This is a genomic window from Mesorhizobium sp. M4A.F.Ca.ET.050.02.1.1 (assembly GCF_003997725.1).
GTDB lineage: Bacteria > Pseudomonadota > Alphaproteobacteria > Rhizobiales > Rhizobiaceae > Mesorhizobium.
This window is the reverse complement of record NZ_RZSG01001176.1, coordinates 1-1,293: the sequence shown is the minus strand read 5'-3', so window position 1 is coordinate 1,293 and position 1,293 is coordinate 1. Positions and strand designations below refer to the sequence as shown.

General features: G+C 63.2%; 1 protein-coding gene. It reads right to left on the bottom strand.

All coding sequences use genetic code 11. The features are described 5' to 3' along the window. A partial coding sequence (locus tag EOA33_RS36090; RefSeq protein ID WP_281033594.1) for a class I poly(R)-hydroxyalkanoic acid synthase occupies nt 1-1,293 on the bottom strand: 1,293 nt, incomplete at both ends.

The following is a 1,293-nucleotide window of genomic DNA, read 5'->3' as shown; positions in this document are numbered from 1 at the left end:
ACATAGGGCCAGATAAGGTCGCCCGAGCGCAGCATGTTGAAGGCGGTCGCCATCTTGGTGCCGTCGAGATAGCCCTTCTCGTTCATCGAGCGCTCGACCGCCGCCACCTGATCCTCGTCGACGAACACTTTCAGGTCGCCGGCATGGGTGAAGTCGACCTGCGTGGTGAAGAAGGTCGCCGATTTGATGCGGTTGTCGCCTTCCTGCGCCAGCAGCGCCAGGGCCGCCGCCAGCAGCGTGCCGCCGACGCAGTAGCCGATGGCGTTGACTTCCTTCTCGCCGGTGGCCTTCTCGACCATGTCGAGGCCGAATTGCAGGCCTTCGCGGATATAGGCTTCCCAACCCTTGGAGCCGTGGCGCTCGTCCGGATTGATCCAGGAGATGACGAAGACGGTATGGCCTTGCTCGATCGCCCAGCGGATGAAGGATTTCTGTGGGTTGAGATCGAGGATATAGAACTTGTTGATCCATGGCGGGCAGATCAGCAAGGGGCGCTTGAGCACTGTCTCGGTCGCCGGATCGTATTGGATGATCTCGGCGACGTCGCTGCGGCCGACCACCTTGCCGGGCGTCGTCGCTACGTTCTTGCCGATCTCGAAGGGCGAGTAGTCGGCCTGCCTGAGCTTCAGGTCGCCCTTGCCGGCGGCGATGTCCTCGGCCAGCATCTTCATGCCGCGTACCAGATTCTCGCCATTGGACGCGACGGTCTCGCGAAACAGCTCCGGATTGGTCAGGATGAAGTTCGACGGCGCGATCGCGTTCGACACCTGCTTGACGTAGAAGCTGGCCTTGTGGCGGGTGTGCTCGTCGAGCCCCTCGGCATGCTCGACCAGATCGCCTGCCCAGCGCGAGGTGACGAGATAGGCCTGCTTGAGGAAATCGAAGAAGGCGTTGCGGCCCCATTCCGGGTCCTGGAAGCGCTTGTCGCCGCGTTCGGGCTTGACGGCGTCGTCCGGCGCCTCGGCATTCGGGCTGACGCGCTGGATGGCGTTTGCCCACACCGTCATGTAGCCGGCGAAGAGCCGCGTCTGCGCTTCCAACGCGCGCTGCGGATCGGAGAGCCAGTATTCGCTGAGCTTAGAGAAGGTCTTGACCATGTCGACCACCGGCTCGGCGACATGGTCGCGCACCTCCCCCTTCTCGCGCGGCTCGGCCCAGGCGGAAGCCGCCTTGCCGGCCTGCTCGATCATACGCGCCATGTTCAACGCGAAGCGTTCAGGGTCCTTGACCAGATATTGCTCGACCGTCGAAGGTCCGCCATCTTCCGCTTTGTCCGAATCGGGCGCTTTGGAC